General features: G+C 67.8%; 15 protein-coding genes. 3 read left to right on the top strand and 12 right to left on the bottom strand.

The annotated features are described in order from the left end of the window. Positions 1-9: 9 nt before the first annotated feature. Positions 10-924, bottom strand: a complete 915-nt coding sequence (locus tag RI032_RS20365; RefSeq protein WP_322547626.1) for a homoserine kinase — start codon at positions 922-924, stop codon at positions 10-12. Next, the gene (gene thrA, locus RI032_RS20370; RefSeq protein ID WP_279938901.1) at positions 921-3425 is read right to left on the bottom strand and encodes a bifunctional aspartate kinase/homoserine dehydrogenase I; all 2505 of its coding nucleotides are present in this window, start codon (positions 3423-3425) and stop codon (positions 921-923) included. Before thrA ends, RI032_RS20365 begins: the two co-directional genes overlap by 4 nt. Before the next feature lie 27 nt (positions 3426-3452). Here thrA and RI032_RS20375 point away from each other — a divergent pair, with 27 nt between their 5' ends. After that, positions 3453-3773: a hypothetical protein gene (locus tag RI032_RS20375; protein WP_279938900.1), complete on the top strand. Its 321-nt coding sequence runs from the start codon at positions 3453-3455 to the stop codon at positions 3771-3773. Positions 3774-3782: 9 nt separating this feature from the next. Here the strand turns inward: RI032_RS20375 and RI032_RS20380 are convergent, their stop codons facing one another. Both RI032_RS20380 and RI032_RS20385 read right to left on the bottom strand, forming a co-directional pair. Continuing rightward, positions 3783-4733 (bottom strand): DMT family transporter, encoded by a 951-nt coding sequence (locus RI032_RS20380; protein ID WP_322547627.1) that lies wholly within the window; start codon positions 4731-4733, stop codon positions 3783-3785. A gap of 167 nt (positions 4734-4900) precedes the next feature. Beyond that, positions 4901-5596 (bottom strand): helix-turn-helix transcriptional regulator, encoded by a 696-nt coding sequence (locus RI032_RS20385; protein WP_322547628.1) that lies wholly within the window; start codon positions 5594-5596, stop codon positions 4901-4903. An 81-nt stretch (positions 5597-5677) separates the two neighbouring features. Here RI032_RS20385 and RI032_RS20390 point away from each other — a divergent pair, with 81 nt between their 5' ends. After that, on the top strand, positions 5678-6457 hold the full coding sequence (locus tag RI032_RS20390) for a DUF6491 family protein (RefSeq protein ID WP_197597767.1): 780 nt from the start codon (positions 5678-5680) through the stop codon (positions 6455-6457). Here RI032_RS20390 and RI032_RS20395 read toward each other — a convergent pair. From RI032_RS20395 to RI032_RS20405, 3 genes are all read right to left on the bottom strand, one after another. Further along, positions 6454-7503, bottom strand: a complete 1050-nt coding sequence (locus RI032_RS20395) for a linear amide C-N hydrolase (protein ID WP_322547629.1) — start codon at positions 7501-7503, stop codon at positions 6454-6456. The genes RI032_RS20390 and RI032_RS20395 overlap by 4 nt on opposite strands. A gap of 67 nt (positions 7504-7570) precedes the next feature. Then, positions 7571-7984 (bottom strand): DUF6691 family protein, encoded by a 414-nt coding sequence (locus tag RI032_RS20400; RefSeq protein WP_322547630.1) that lies wholly within the window; start codon positions 7982-7984, stop codon positions 7571-7573. Further along, a complete protein-coding gene (locus tag RI032_RS20405) occupies positions 7981-8418 on the bottom strand; it encodes a YeeE/YedE family protein (RefSeq protein ID WP_322547631.1) in 438 nt (145 codons plus the stop codon). The genes RI032_RS20400 and RI032_RS20405 overlap by 4 nt, the downstream gene beginning before the upstream one ends. An 86-nt stretch (positions 8419-8504) precedes the next feature. On the opposite strand from RI032_RS20405, the gene RI032_RS20410 reads away from it, so the two are divergent. Beyond that, positions 8505-8825, top strand: coding sequence for an ArsR/SmtB family transcription factor (locus RI032_RS20410; RefSeq protein WP_019338489.1), 321 nt, complete (start codon positions 8505-8507; stop codon positions 8823-8825). Positions 8826-8828: 3 nt separating this feature from the next. On the opposite strand, the gene RI032_RS20415 is transcribed toward RI032_RS20410, so the two are convergent. The 5 genes from RI032_RS20415 to RI032_RS20435 all read right to left on the bottom strand — a co-directional run bounded on the left by RI032_RS20415 (position 8829) and on the right by RI032_RS20435 (position 14968). Then, positions 8829-9257, bottom strand: coding sequence for a BLUF domain-containing protein (locus RI032_RS20415; RefSeq protein ID WP_010482608.1), 429 nt, complete (start codon positions 9255-9257; stop codon positions 8829-8831). An 83-nt stretch (positions 9258-9340) separates the two neighbouring features. Beyond that, positions 9341-10474, bottom strand: a complete 1134-nt coding sequence (locus RI032_RS20420; protein WP_164193083.1) for a hybrid sensor histidine kinase/response regulator — start codon at positions 10472-10474, stop codon at positions 9341-9343. Further along, on the bottom strand, positions 10471-11046 hold the full coding sequence (locus tag RI032_RS20425) for a chemotaxis protein CheB (protein WP_322547632.1): 576 nt from the start codon (positions 11044-11046) through the stop codon (positions 10471-10473). The genes RI032_RS20420 and RI032_RS20425 overlap by 4 nt, the downstream gene beginning before the upstream one ends. Beyond that, the gene (locus tag RI032_RS20430; RefSeq protein ID WP_322547633.1) at positions 11046-11870 is read right to left on the bottom strand and encodes a CheR family methyltransferase; all 825 of its coding nucleotides are present in this window, start codon (positions 11868-11870) and stop codon (positions 11046-11048) included. The genes RI032_RS20425 and RI032_RS20430 overlap by 1 nt, the downstream gene beginning before the upstream one ends. Then, positions 11867-14968: a response regulator gene (locus RI032_RS20435; RefSeq protein ID WP_322547634.1), complete on the bottom strand. Its 3102-nt coding sequence runs from the start codon at positions 14966-14968 to the stop codon at positions 11867-11869. The genes RI032_RS20430 and RI032_RS20435 overlap by 4 nt, the downstream gene beginning before the upstream one ends.

Consider the following 14968-nt stretch of genomic DNA (forward strand, 5'->3'; position numbering starts at 1 on the left):
GGGAAGGATTCAGCACAAGCGGGCTCCCGGTGCATCCAGCGGCGACACCCAGGCATCGCTGTCGAAACCGGCGGCGGCGAATGCCGCCTGCACCGGTGCGGCAGCGGCGCGGGCTTGGTCGGCGTCCTCGAACCAGGCGAACACGCTGGGGCCAGCGCCCGAAATGCCCGCGCCCATCGCATGCGCAGACAGCGCCGCATCGCGTGCGGCCTCGAAGCCCGCAATCAGGCCGGCGCGGCGAGGCTCCACCAGCACATCACGCAGGCCTGCGCGGACCAGCGCGGCGTCGCTGCGATGGCAGCCACTGAGTACCAGCGCAAGGTTCGCACTCTGTGCCACGAATTCGCCCAGCGCATAGCTGCTCTGCAGCGCCTGGCGTGCGCGGCGTGTTTCCAGTACCGCGTGCGGATGCACCAGCAGGCTGTGCCAGGTAGCCGGTACCGGAATCGGCAGCAGGCGGTCGGCCGTGCACAGTGCAAGCCCGCCCAGCAGCAATGGCCCCACGTTGTCACCGTGACGGCCACCACTGGCCACCGCCTCGCCATCCAGCGCAAATGGATACAGCGCCTCGCGCGTCAGCGGCGCATCCAGCAGTGCATTGGCGGCGACCAGCGCAGCGACGCACGACGCTGCCGAACCGCCCATGCCGGAGCCGAACGGAATGTCCTTGTCGATCTCCACCGCGAATCCGAAGTCCAGGGCCAGCCCTGCGCGCAGCGACATCAGCGCAGCACCTGCGGTGTTTCCAGCCGCATCCAGTGGCAGCTCAACCGCACTGCCACGTATCGCATCGATGCGCACCACCGGTTCATCGATGCGGCGCACGCTCACGGTATCGCCAACACCGGCAATGGCATGACCAAGAATGTCGAAGCCCACCGCCACGTTGGCCACCGACGCAGGCGCGAACGCACGTGCGATCACAGCCGCGCTCCTTCGCCGGCGGCCACCCGCAGCAGGTCGGCGAACACACCGGCCGCTGTGACTTCCGGGCCAGCGCCCGGCCCCTGCACCACCAACGGATTGTCGCAGTAACGGCGGGTACGGAACTGCACCACGTTGTCGGTCAGCCGCAGGTTGGCGAAGGCGTGATCGGCGGGCAGTTCCTGCAGGCCCACCGAGGCGCCGCCGGCACCCAGCTGCGCCACGTAGCGCAGCACCGCGCCACGCGCCCGCGCGTCCTGCAGGCGCTGAAGCAGGCTGGCATCGGACTCGCCCAGCCGCGCCATGAAGTCATCCACGCTACCCTCGCGCAGCAGCGCCGGCACCAGGCTTTCCACCTGTACCTGTTCCAGGCTGAGTGCGTGGCCGGCCTCGCGCGCCAGGATCACCAGCTTGCGCGCCACGTCCACGCCGGACAGGTCATCGCGCGGGTCCGGCTCGGTGTAGCCCATCGACCGCGCCTGCGCGACCAGCTGCGAGAACGGCTGGCTGCCATCGAAGCGGTTGAACAGCCAGGCCAGCGTGCCGGAGAAGATGCCCTCGATCGCCAGCACTTCATCACCGGTATCAACCAGGTCACGCAGCGTGGTGATCACCGGCAGGCCTGCACCCACCGTAGCCTCGTAGCGGAAGCGTGCGCCACTTGCCGCCGCCGCGGCGCGGATGCGCTGGTAGCGCGGCAGCGGCCCGGCCCCGGCCTGCTTGTTCGGGGTGACCACATGGATGCCGGCCGCCAGCCAGCCCTCGTAGCGCTCGGCCACCTCGGCGCTGCCGCTGCAGTCGATCACCACCGCATGCGGCAGGTGCGCGGCCAGCAGGTGTTCGGTGAAGCGATCCAGATCGCTGCACTCGCCGGCGCCCTGCAGAGCCTCCCGCCAGTCGGCGTGCAGGCCGTCCACTTCCAACCGCATGCGCGAGCGTGAGGCCAGTGCACGCAGGCGCAGGTCGACATTGGCCTTGGCCAGCAGCTGCGGGCGGGCCGCCAGCAGCTGGTCCAGCAGTGCGGCACCGACATTGCCCGGCCCGATCACACCGACCGCGAAGGTCTGCGGCGACAGCCAGAAACCGGCATGCGCCGCGCGCAGCGCGCGGGTGGCATCGGCGCTGTCCACCGCGACCGAGATGTTGCGTTCGGACGAGCCCTGTGCGATCGCAAGAATGTTCACCTGCGCACGCCCCAATGCCTCGAACAGGCGTGCGGCCACACCGGGCTGGCCGGCCATGCCGTCACCGACCGCCGCCAGGACGCTGACGCCCTCACTGACCTGCACGCGCTGCACCTGACCGACCGACAATTCGTGCGCGAACGCGTGCAGCAGCGCCTCGCGGCCACGCGCTGCTTCAGCAGCACGCACCACGCAGCAGATCGAATGCTCCGACGAACCCTGCGAGATCATCACCACCGACACCTGTGCCTGGCGCAGGGCCGCGAACACGCGCTCGGCCGTACCGGGTACACCGATCAGGCCGGTGCCTTCCAGGTTCAGCAGGGCCAGCCCGGGGCTCAGGGTCAGGCCCTTCACTGGCCCGCGTGGCGAGCGCTCGGCACTGATGCGCGTACCCGGATGCGCCGGCTGGAACGTGTTGCGGATGAAGATCGGCAGGCCCAGGCGGATCGCCGGCGACATCGTCTGCGGATGCACCACCTTGGCACCGAAGTAGGCCAGTTCGCAGGCTTCGTCGTAGCTCAGCGATTCCAGCTGCACGGCTTCAGGCACCAGCCGCGGGTCGGCCGACAGCACGCCGTCAACATCGGTCCAGATGTGCAGTTCATCGGCGTTGAACAGCGCGGCGAAGATCGCGCCGGAGTAATCGCTGCCGTTGCGGCCGAGGGTGGTGATACGGTCATCGCGATCACGCGCGACGAATCCGGTGGCAACCAGGCGCGATTGCGGGTGCTGCAGACGCCACTTGGCCAGGCGGTCGGCACTGGCTTCCCAGTCGACATCCACGCCCAGTTCACCGTGCCCAACCACCAGCACATCACGCGCATCGAGCACCGCACACTCTTCGCCCAACGCCCGCAGGTGGGTGCCAAGCAGCTGCGCGGAGAACACTTCGCCCAGGCCCTGCACGCGGTCCAGGACCTCGCGCGGCAGTTCACCGATCACCGCCAGCGCGGCCAGCACTTCGGCCAGCTGATCAAAGCGGGCGTCGATCCATTCGACCGTCTCGCCCACCTGCTCGCCCAACAGCGCCACGGCGGCGCCGCGATGGCGCGCGCGCAGCGCATGCCACGCTTCACGCCAGCTTTCATCACCCTTGGCCGCGAGCTGGGCCAGTTCGATCAGCGCGTCGGTGACGCCCTTCATCGCCGAGACGACAGTGACCTGCAGCGATTCGGGGCGGGCCAGCAGCAGGCCGGCAACATGGCGATAGCGTTCGGCATCGGCCACCGAGGTGCCGCCGAACTTGTGCACGACAGTGGACGGTGCAGCCAGTTCGGCCGGGGCAACGGGATGAGCGGGGGCGTGGGAAGACATGCAGACCTCGGCAGGAGGCCCCGTCGCATGCAGGTGTCGAGTTTCCCCGCCACCTGTATGGTGCGGGGCCGTGGTTTTCGGGAGTTACACGAAGACGACGGGCCGCACCAGGGCAGTGGTGACGGTGGTGGTGGTAATGGTGGTGGTGGCGACCGGCGCAGTCGAACGGCCCGCGGCGGCGGGGGCGATCAGGCTGGCGTGGGCGGCATCAAGAACCATGGCGTACAGAAAACACTGCGCGCCGGGCGGCTGTCAAGTGCTGCGATGCAAAAAACCATTGCGGCGATCATCGGCCAACGTGCGGGCATTTGGTTGCATCTGAGACCAAGCGGGCATCAGCACGCTTGACGAGCGCATTCAGCCGGCATGTTCGGCGATCGCCCGCGGCGTGCGGTGGGCATGCGCGCACCGCATCACGCCGGACAGCAGCAACACGATGGCCAGCGCTTCCAGCAGCGTCGGCCAGCGCTGCTGCCAGGCGAAGGCATACAGCAGCGCGAACAAAGTCTCGAACACGATCATCTGGCCGGTCAGGGTCAGTGGCAGCAGGCGGCTGGCGCGGTTCCAGAATGCGTTGCCGAGGATCGAGGCCACCACTGCCACACCGGCGCTGATCGCCCAGAAACCACTCCACTGTGCCGCTGTGTGCCCGTCGGTGTGACCGATGAAGGCCATCGGCACCAGCAGCAGGGCCAGGCCGCCAGTCGTCACGCCGGTCAGCAGCGACCAGTCATGGCTGGACAGGTCCGGTCGGCGCGCCAGCCAGCGGCTGTTGCCGATCGAGTACAACGCCCACGAGAACAGCGCGCCGACCGCGCACAGCAGGCCGATCAGGCGCTGCCGCCACGGGGTTGCCAGGTGCTCGGACATCAGCGCTTCCCAGCCAACCAGTCCCACCCCGAGCACGCACAGGCCCAGCGCCGGCAGCAGCTGCCTCAGCGGTACCGCCCCCTGCTCGCGCACGCCAACCAGGGTGACCACCACCGGAATCAGGCCGACAATCAAGGACGCCGCCGCGCCACCGGCCCACTGCACCGCCGTGGCCAGCAGCAGGAAATACACGAGGTTCCCGGCCAGGCTCAGCCACAGCAGGCCGATCCATTCGGCGCGGCCCAGCCGCGGCGCCAGCCGCTTCCATCGCGGCAGCAGCAGGGCTACGGCGATCAGGCCGTAGACCAGATAGCGACCGGCCGACAGTTGCAGGGCGTTGAACGACTGCAGCACGGCGGGCGCGAGGAAAACCACGCCCCACAGTGCGCCGGCGGCAACGCCATTGGCGATGCCCAGGGCCATCGGGTTGTTGCGCATTCGGGTTCTTCGGGGGGAGAGAACGGGCCGCGCAGTGTAAGCGCTGGCCGCTGGGCGCTCTTGACCCAGGCTACTGCCTTGTCACCTCTGTAGGGCCGAGCCCATGCTCGGCTGCGATTCGCCCTTGTGCAGATAAGGGCAGCCGAGCGTGGGCTCGGCTCTACAGATCAGCCGGCGCTCCTGCGCCACGCGGCCGGGGTCTGGCCACACTCGCGGCGCAGCGCACGGGTCAGTGCGCTCTGCTCGGAATAGCCTGCGGCCAGCGCGATATCGCTGATCGGCGCCGTGCTGGTGCGCAACCGATGCTTGGCCCAGCGCAACCGGCACGCACTGAGCCAGGCTTGCGGGCTGAGCCCGAACTCCTGCTGGAACAGCGCGTGCAACCGGCTCTCGCTGACCCCGACGAACGCAGCCATGCGCGCCACCGGCCACGCACGCCCGGGGTCGGCCTGCACCGCCGCACACAGGCCCTGCATGCGCGCGCCACTGCCAGCAGGTGCAAATACCTGCAGCAACTGCGGCAGCAGCGCCGGCAGCGGCTGCCCTGCCTGCACCTCGGCCAGGCGCCGACGCAATGCCAGCGGCAGATGCAGCCAGCGCTGCCGGCACAGATGCTCCTGCGTGCCGTCATCGAGCACGCCCGGAGGACAGTCAACGATCACGAACCCATTGGGACCGTCAGCCATCTGGTCATGCGCTTCGCCGGCGGCAACAAAAGCCCCCTGCAGCAGGTCCAGCCGACCACCGCGCCCTTCCATCTCGAACTGCAGCTCACCCTGCAGCGGGAGCACCCACTGCGCGTAGTCATGCCGATCCAGGCCAGTGGCCTGCCCGTAGTGCCGCAGATGGAAGATCGCGCCCATCCGCGCAGTGTGCGCGTGTAACAACGGCCGTGCAAACCGCTGCTATAGTCGATCCGTCATCCAACGCAGGGAGTGCAGGACATGACCCATCAGCAGGTGTCCCCGGTGCTCGCCACCAGCCTCGGCCTGATGCTCGCAGCTTCGGCCTCCGCACAGGAGCGTACGCCACCGGCTCCGCACTGCATGGACGCTGTCGGCGTACAGGAAGTGGAGCAGGCTTCACCGCGCTCGATCGCACTGCGCGCCGCCTCCGGCCAGGCCTATCGGATCGACTTCAACGAAGATTGCCCCGGCGTCCGCGGTGCCACCTCGTTGAAACTGGAAGCCCCCGCCGGCTGGGCCTGCGGCCGCCCCAGCGAACGCGTCGTGGTCGACGGCCGCCGATGCGCCATCAGCGCGGTCACCCCGCTGCAGGATCGTGACTACGCCAGTGTCGCCCGCGACAGCGACCGCCTGCGCACGGCCACCCTGCCCGCCGTGACCATCCGCGAACGCAAGGAGGTACGCCGCAGCTTCGGCGGCTCACCGTCCTACTGCTTTGCCACGCGCAACGTGCGCGCCTGGTCCTCCGACCCGCAGGGCATGCTGGTGGAGACCAATCCGCGCCGCAATGGTGGCCATCGCTACTACCGGGTCGAACTCGGCAGCCACTGCCGCCAGCTCGACCGCGCGCCGCAGCTGAGCTTCCACTCGGGCCTGCAGAATGGCTTGATCTGCGGCAATCCTGGCGACCGGATCATGGCTGCCGAGTTCGAGACAGACGATCTGCGCAGTGAGAGCATCGCCCCGCTGCCGCAGTACACCCGCGGCAGCTGCGCGATCCAGGCGGTCTACCCGGCCTCCAGCCAGGCGTCGAACTAACCGTCGACGCCGAGGAAGGTGAACGGTGCGCTGGGCACGAAGTGACCCAGTGCATCGCCAGCGAAGGTATTGCGCTGGTCCGGGCCGAGATCGAGCTTGAGCACCTTGCCGCCGAAATCGACCTTGTTCAGATCGACCCAGAAGGTGTTCGGGGTCAGCGCCGATTCGAAGAAGTACAGCCGCCGCTTGTGGTCAGCCACGGTGCGCCAGCGTGTGGATGAGATGTTCGGCTCGCCCGGCGTGGTGATGCCGTACGGCACCGAGGTGTTGCGGATCACGCTGAACACACTGGCCAGCGCCACCACCGGATCCTCGGCCTTGGGAATGGCGTTGATGTAGAACGAGGCGCGCGCGAAACGGTCCGCGGAGCGGTTGGTACCCGGCAGCATCACCGTGCCGCCGATCTGCTGCCAGTAGGTGTTGAGCGCCAGCTGCTGCTCGAAGATCGGCGAGTTGGTCATCACCTGATAGCGCCGGTCATGGTGGATCACCTGGCGACCGCCGATGTACTCGACGATGGCGCTGTCGCCGCTGGCATCGGACAGCGACAGGTGCAGCGTCGCCTGTCGATCTTCGCCGGGCACCTTGTCGGTGACGATGGAGTACGGCTCACGCTTCAGCGCTGCCACTGCCTCCTCCACCGTAGCGAAGTTGTCCAGCACGTACTGTGCCCACAACGAAATCGCCAGGCCCGGTTTGTTGCCACGCTGCTGTGGATACTCCGACTCGACCAGCCACAGCAGGTTGGCCACCAGGCCCTTTTCGTTCATGCCATCGGTGGTCGACACGTCGTAGCCGGTGGCCACCACCGAACCGTAGCGCGCGGTCCAGGCCAACGACTTCGGGCCGGCCTGACCGATGCGGGCAATGCCGCGCGGCAGTATGTAGAGGTTGGTCGCCACATCGACCTTCCAGTCCATCGAGCGCGCGGTGATCACATCGCCGTTGTCGCCCAGGTACACCGCACGCGTGCAGGCCAGCGCTGGTGCTGCTGCGACCAATGCAGCCGCAAGCAGTGCCATTTCCTTCCACTTCATCCGTGCCATGTCATTACGCTCCTTTCCCCGTGGTCCTTGGATATGACTCCATGCAAGGTGACACAGCGGTGAAGCCTCAGCGAAGCACGCGATCGTGCAGCCAGAAACCCGCAAGCATCGCCGGCACGAACCACAGCGCCTCGCGCGATCCCACCGCCAGCCCGGCGATGGCAGGGCCCGGGCAATAGCCTGCCCAGCCCCAGCCGATGCCGAACAACGCCGCGCCCAGCACCAGGCGCAGATCGACACCGCGCGCAGCGGGCAATTGGAAGCGCGTTGCGCAGGACGGACGCGCGCGCCGCAGCACCCAGCGCTGGCCAACCGCGCTGACCAGCAGTGCAGAGGCCAGCACCCAGGCCAAGGTAGGATCGAAATCGCCGGCGATGTCGAGGAAACCGAGGATGCGGCGCGGATCGGTCATGCCGGCCAACGCCAGGCCTGCGCCGAAAAGCGCGCCTGCCGCACCGGCGGCCACCATCGCGCGGCTCATGCCAAGCCTCCGCCGTGACGGATCAGGAACGTGGTCAGCATCGCGCAGGCCATGAACACCAGCACCGCCAGCAGCGACCGTTTTGAGCCGCGGGCCAGGCCGCAGACCCCGTGACCACTGGTGCAGCCATTGCCCAACTGCGTACCGAAGCCGACCAGCAGGCCGGCACCGACCAGCTGCCACGCCGGCAAGGCATCACGCAGCAGGGCGCGGGGCGCTTGCCCTGGCGCGGCCTGCCACCACATCACCAACCCTGCAGCAGCCAGCAGGCCGAGCAGGAACGCCCAGCGCCAACCTCGCTCACCTGGCGCGGCACGCACACTGCCAGCAGCGATGCCACTGATGCCGGCCACCCGGCCCGTGGTTGCCAGCAGCACCACCGCCGCCGCACCGATCACCGCGCCCCCCGCCACCGCGGCCCACGGCAGGGTCATGACCTGCCTCCGCCCATTCCGTACATTCGCTTGCCTTTTGATTTAGCTTTTTCTAAATTAGCTTTTTCTAAATCCACAGGTCAACCATGGCCCGCCCCCCGCTCGACAGCGCCGCCATGGCCGAGCACGCCTCGCAGGCTGCAGCCCTGCTCAAGAGCCTGGCCCATCCTGCGCGGCTGCGTGTGTTATGCCGCTTGGTCGAAGGTGAGGCGCCGGTGCCGGAACTGCAGGCACTGACCGGACTCAGCGCATCAGCGCTGTCACAACATCTGGCGGTGCTGCGCGAACTGGACATCGTCGCGACCCGGCGCGAAGCGCAGGCGATCCACTACCGCGTGATTGAAGGGCCCGCACTGGGCGTGCTGCAGGCGCTGCATGCCGCCTACTGCGGCGGCACCTCGCGTTGACGCTCAGCCGGCGTGCAGGACTGGCTGCACGACGTTGTCGAGCAGATCCACCGGCGTCGGCGCGGAACGATCGCCCTGGAGGGCACGGGTAAAACCCGACCAGTCGCTGGATGACAGCTGGCGCAGCAGCGCCTCTTCCACCGGCAACGCGCGCATCGACCAGTACGGAAACTGGCGCTGGCCGAGGCGGCCGCGCGCCAGCTCGATGATGTCGACATGGCTGCCGGCCTGCAGGATGCGCTCATAGACCGAATCGATACCGTCCGGCGGCCCCTCGATGTACTGCAGGAATCGCCCGCCGTCATGCAGCAGCACACCGGTCACGCCCGCCATCTTGTTGAAGCGGGCTGCATCGTCGACCAGCGCCCGCAACCGTTCAGCGGAAAGATCCGGCAGCGCCTGGCTGACATAGGCGATGGCACGCAGTGGCATGGTGCTTCCTTGACAAGATGTACACCCACGGTAGCAGTTGCGGACGAGTCCGTCTCAACGCCCGCGGGCGTTTCCTGAAGAATTCAGGTTGCTGCTGCAGGCAGCCCCTCGACGCGCCTCGGCAGCAGGGCTTCGAAGACCACCTGCCCGGCCTCGTTGCGCGCGGCGATACGCCCCCCATGCGCGCGCACGAACTGATCGACGATGTACAGACCCAGCCCCAGGCCCTTGCTCTGGTGGAAGCTGGCCTTGAACGGCTCGAACAATCGCGGCAGCAGCGCGTCGTCGATCTGGCCGGCGTTGCTCACACGCAACAGCACGCTGCGGGGGTCGCGCCCGTCCACCTCCACCCTCGCCTCGCTGCCGTGGGTCAGCGCATTACCGACCAGGTTGGCGGCAACCTGGCCGAGACGGTCCAGATCGCCCTGCAGCCGCGTATCACCGTGCATGTCCAGATGGATCCGGCCTGCCCCATGCGCACTGCCCGCCTCAGCCACCACTGCGCGGGTCACGTCGGCCAGGTCGCAGGCACTGGCCTGCAGGCGCAGGCCGCCGCTGCGGATCCGCGAGAAGTCCAGCAACTGCTCGACCATGCGCGCCATGCGCAGGGTGCTGGCCTCCAGGTACTGCAGCGTCTGCTGCGCGCCAGTGTTGTCTTCGGGAAGATCCAGCGCCAGCTTGTCGGCACACAGCAGAATGGCCGACAGCGGCGTGCGCAGGTCGTGGGTCAGTACCGCAGCCATCGTTTCGTTGAGCTTGAGCGCGCGTTCCAGCGCCTCGTTGCGCGCCTTCAGCAGCTGCCGCTGCTGGTACAGCTCGATGAAGACATTGACCTTGCTCAGGATCACCTGCGGCGCCACCGGCTTGTGCAGGAAATCGACCGCGCCGCTCTCGTAGCCCTTGAACACGCGCAGGGGATCATCCGGGGAGGCGGTCAGGAAGATGATCGGCACGTCGCGGCTGCGATGCGAACCGCGCATCAGTTCGGCCAGGGTGAAGCCATCGATCTCCGGCATGTGCACGTCAAGCAGGGCCAATGCCACCTCGTGCTCGAGCAGCAACTCCAGCGCCTGCGCACCCGAGCCGGCCAGCAGCAGGTTGACCCCTTCTCGCTGCAGCAGGGCCTGCATGGCTACCAGGTTCTGCGGCACGTCATCGACGATCAGCAGGTTGACCGGGGTCTGCGGCTGCGCAGGGTCCGGTGGCAACAGGTTCATGCAAACAACTCCTTCAGGCGGCGACACATCAGTTCAAGGGGCAGCACGGCATCGGCGCCGGCATGCTGCAGGGCGGAAGCCGGCATCATCGACGCCTCGGCCTCCTCGGGACATTGCAGCCAGGCACGGCCACCGGCGGCGCGCACCGCAGCCACGCCTTCACTACCATCGCTGCTGGCACCGGTCAGCAGCAGGGCCAATACCTGCCTGCCGAACACTGCAGCAGCGGAGTCGAACAGCGGATCGATGGCCGGACGGGAAAACAGCACCGGCGCATCCACCGACAACGCCACCGCCCCCTCGTCCTCCACCAGCAGGTGGTAATCCGGCGGCGCGAACGTCACCGTTCCCGGCTGCAACGGCTGCTTGTCTTCGGCTTCGCGCACCGGCAACGCGCAGTACGGCGCCAGCACCTCGGCGATGCGGCTGGTACGGTCACGCGGCAGGTGCAGCACGGCCAGTACCGGTACCGGCAGCGTACCCGGCAGTGCACCAAGTACCGCCTGCAGGGCGGCCACGCCACCGGCGGACGCGCCGATCACCAGCACGGCTGGACGCGCCGGCAACGCCATCAGACCACCTTCCGGTACAGGCGATGCTCGCGCGAACAGACATCGAAGGCGTCATGGTGGCACCCGAACTGCAGCGACTCCTTGCTGCCCAGGCCAAGGAAGCCACGGTGCACCAGCGCTTCGCGGAACAGGCCGACGGCGCGGTCCTGCAGATCGCGGTTGAAATAGATCAGCACGTTGCGGCACGACACCAGGTGCACTTCGGAGAACACGGTATCGGTAGCCAGGCTGTGGTCGGCGAACACCACGTTGCGACGCAGCTGGCGGTCGAACACCGCACCATCGTAGGCGGTGGCGTAGTAGTCGGACAGCGACGCCGTGCCGCCGGCGGCCAGGTAGTTGCGGCTGAACTGGGCCATCCGGTCGATGCCATAGGCACCCGCCTCGGCGGTGGCCAGCGCGGCCGGATTGATGTCGGTGGCATAGACGATGCTGCGATCAAGCAGGCCCTCTTCGTGCAGCAGGATCGCCAGCGACCACACTTCCTCGCCGGTGCTGCAACCGGCCACCCACAGCTTCACCGAGGGATAGGTGCGCAGTACCGGCACCACCTGCTCGCGCAGCTCACGGAAGTACGCAGGGTCACGGAACATTTCCGAGACCTGCACGGTGAAGAACTGCATGGCCTGGGCGAACAGTTCCGGCTCGTGCAGCAGCCGGTACTGCAGGTCGACCAGCCGTTCGCACTCGTAGCGCTGCATCGCCTGGCGCATGCGCCGGCGCAGCGATGACACCGCATAGCTGCGGAAATCGTAGTGGTAACGCTGGTACAGCGCCTCCAGCAGGACCTTCAGTTCCAGGTCGAACAGGGCCTGTTCGTTCATTGCCGCGAGCACCAGACCCGGCACAGCGAGACCAGCTTGTCGACGTCGATGGGCTTGGCGATATAGTCGTTGGCACCGGCCTGCAGGCAGCGCTCACGGTCATCGGGCATCGCCTTGGCGGTCAGCGCGATGATCGGCAGGTCCTGCAGGTGACGCTGCGCGCGGATCTCGCGCATCGCGGCCAGGCCATCCTTCTCCGGCATCATGATGTCCATCAGCACCAGGTCGACGTCGCGCTCGGCCAGGCGATCCACCGCTTCCTGGCCGTTGCGCGCGATCTCCAGCGTCACGCCCAGCGGCTCGAGCACGCTGGACAGCGCGAAGATGTTGCGCACGTCATCCTCGGCCAGCAGCACGGTGCGTCCATCGAGCACGGTGTCACGGCGGCGTGCCTCGCGCAGCAGGCGCTGCTGGTCGGTCGGCAGGCTGGCCTCCACGCTGTGCAGGAACAGGGTCACTTCATCCAGCAGGCGCTCGGGCGAGCGCGCGCCCTTGATGATGATGCTCTTGGAGTAGCGGCGCAGGCGCTGCTCTTCCTCGCGGTTGAGCGCACGGCCGGTGTAGACGATCACCGGCGGGAAGCCGACATCATCGTTGCCGGCCATGTGCTCGAGCAGGTCGTAACCACTGCCGTCGGGCAGCGACAGGTCCATCACCATGCAGTCGAACGTGACCGTGCTCAGCTGCTCCAGCGCACCGGCCAGAGTGCCCACCGCGACAATCTGCAGCTGATCACGGCCCAGCAGCAGTTCCAGGTTGTGGCGCAGCTCACTGTCGTCCTCGACGATCAGCAGACGCCGCACGTCGCGCTGGCTGGTCTGCTCCAGCTGCTCGATGGCCGACACCAGACGCTCGCGCGTGGTCGGCTTGATCGCGAAACCAATCGCGCCCAGCTCGCGCGCCACCTGGCTGCGGTCCATCGCCGAGACCACGTGCACCGGGATATGCCGGGTATCGGGGTTGCGCTTCAGGCGCTCCAGTACGCTCAGGCCGGACACGTCCGGCAGGCCGATATCGAGCAGGATGCCGTTCGGGCGCAGTTCGCTGGCCAGGGTCAGCGCCTCTTCGGCGGTCCCGGCCACCACGCAGTCAAAGTCCAGTTCATGGGCCAGGGCCACCAGTGCTTCGGCGAACGTGGCGTCGTCCTCAACGGCCAGGATCAAGCGGCCAGCGCGTTGGCGACGACCGCGGTCATCGGCCACGCTGGGCACCGTCGTGGTCGGCGCCACCGCGGCCGCTGCAGGTACCGGCATCGCCGGCACAGCGGCCGTGGCGGGCGCCGCCACGGGCGCCGCAGAGATGTCAGTGGCGTTCGATGCGGGCGCACCCTGCAACGGCAGTTCCAGGATGAAGCAGCTGCCGCGGCCCGGTTCACTGTCGACCTGGATGCTGCCGCCCATGCGCTCGGCCAGATCGCGCGAGATCGACAGCCCCAGGCCGGTGCCACCGTAGCGGCGGCGGGTGCTGCCATCGGCCTGGCGGAACGCCTCGAAGATGACCTGCAGCTGCTCGCGGGCAATGCCGATACCGCTGTCGCAGACCTCGAACCGGATGCGGCCCTGGCCGCCCGCACGCACGTGCAGGCTGACCTTTCCATGCTCGGTGAACTTCACCGCATTGGCCAGCAGGTTCTTCAGGATCTGCTGCAGGCGCTGGCTGTCGACCACCAGCTGGCTCGGCGCCAGCGCATCGGCCTCGATCTGCAGGGCCAGGCCCTTCTGCCGCGCCATCGGCTCGAAGGTCTCGCGCAGGCGCTGCAGCACGCTGTCCGTCACCACCACTTCATCGGCCAGCTCGACGTGGCCGGCCTCGATGCGCGACAGGTCCAGGATGTCATTGATCAGCGACAGCAGGTCGTTGTTGGACGACAGGATCGCGCGCGCATACTTCACCTGTTCTTCGGTGAGCGTGCCGTCCTTGTTGTCGGCCAGCAGCTTGGCCAGGATCAGCGAGCTGTTCAGCGGCGTACGCAGTTCATGCGACATGTTGGCCAGGAACTCGGACTTGTAGCGCGAGGTGGCGGCCAGTTCGTTGCTGTTGCGCACCAGCTGGCTCTGCGCGACCAGCAGCGCCTGCTTCTGCGCCTCCAGCTCGTGGGTGCGCTCTTCCAGCTGGACGTTGCTCTGTTCCAGCTCGGCCTGCTGTTCTTCCAGATGGCTCTGCGACTGCAGCAGGCTGCGGCTCTGCTCTTCCAGTTCCTCATTGGCCACGCGCAGCTCTTCCTGCTGGGCCTGCAGCTCCTCGCCCTGGCGCTGGGATTCCTCCAGCAGCATCACCAACTGTGCACGCAGCAGTGATGCGCGCAGCGCCATGCCGATGGTCTCTGCACAGCGCTCCAGCAGCTCGACATCGAGTTGATCCTGTTCGCCGGCGCGGGTGCGTCCCAGTTCAACGATGCCCACGACCGCACCATCGCTGCTGATCGGCGCCAGGATGCGCTCGCGCACCGGCAAGCGCCCCAGGCTGGTCTGCAGCTCAAGCACCGAATCGTCACCCCCGTGCAGGTGGCGGATGCGTTCGTCCCGCGCCACCTGCCCGGCCACGCCCTCCTGCAATGCCAGCGACGCCGGCATGCCGGACGGCAATGCCAGGCCACCGGTCAGCTGCAGTCGCCCCCCTTCCAGGCGGTAGACGGCGGCGACATCCGCCTGCAGTTGGGCCCCCAGGCTGGTTGCCGCGGCCTCGGCGATCTGCTCCGGACCCAGGTCACCGCGCAGGCTCATCGCCACCGCGTTCTCGGCTTCCTGCAGCCACAGCGCCCGCATCGCTTCGCGCCGCGCCTGGATGGCGCGGGAGACGATCAACGCGATCATCAGGAACGCACAGCCGCCGATGCTTCGGTTGACCAGCGAGAACGCCGAGTTGGAGCTGGCCGGAGCGACGTTGTAGCCAATGATCAACAGGACGCAGGCGACGACGGCCACGATGAACGGCGCGCGCGCACTGCGCTGGAACAGCGTGACGCCAACAGCGAGGAAGTACGCCAGCCAGACGGCATAGCCCAGTGGAACCACCAGTTCCAGGGCGATGGTCGCCCCCAGCAGGACGGCGGAGGTCATCCAGATCCAGCGGTCACGCGTGGTCGCACCAGGACGCAT

Source organism: Stenotrophomonas geniculata, from assembly GCF_034508895.1.
GTDB classification, from domain to species: domain Bacteria; phylum Pseudomonadota; class Gammaproteobacteria; order Xanthomonadales; family Xanthomonadaceae; genus Stenotrophomonas; species Stenotrophomonas geniculata.